Annotated in this window: 1 pseudogene; it reads left to right on the forward strand. The window is 35.5% G+C overall.

The features are described 5' to 3' along the window. Window positions 1-429: pseudogene (locus OCF96_RS09880) on the forward strand (hypothetical protein); the annotation flags it as partial. Window positions 430-583: the final 154 nt, after the last annotated feature.

Raw genomic sequence — 583 nt, forward strand, 5'->3', positions numbered from 1 at the left:
TATAAGCCTTTTATGACTGATTCTATGTATCAGGAAACTGTTCAAGAAGAACAAAAACCAGTCAACCAGACCTATAAGGGGTATGTGGTTGATCAAGCTTTTGAATCAGGCTCTATCTACATTGATAAACAACATAAAATTGCATTAGCTCAGGTTCAATATACTAGTACTACCTTAACAGAGAAAGATAATAGAGCTTCTAAGGGGCTTACTGGTAGTACTAAGGCGACAATTCGATTGACCTATGTAGAAAAAGCAGGGAAACTATTAATCAATAAAATAGAGCCTATCGTATTGACTGAAGCGAGAGGGCAAAGTATAGGAACTTATTCAGATACTAGCAGTTCAAGCTCGACTCCAGTTTCATCTACATCAACGGCAACACCTACATCTTCTGAACCAACAACCGCAACTAGTAGTAACCAATAAGGAGAATTGAATGAATAAAAAAATAGAACAACTTGAAGGTAAGCTTGAGAAAGTGAGGAAAGATAAGAAAAAAGCGCAACGACAAAAAGAAGAAGCAGATAAAAAAATCAAGAATTACATAAATCAAGAAAAAGATTTGGAAGCACAGCTTTTT

The organism is Streptococcus mitis (genome assembly GCF_946190065.1).
In the GTDB taxonomy this organism is placed as follows: Bacteria; Bacillota; Bacilli; order Lactobacillales; family Streptococcaceae; genus Streptococcus; species Streptococcus mitis_DE.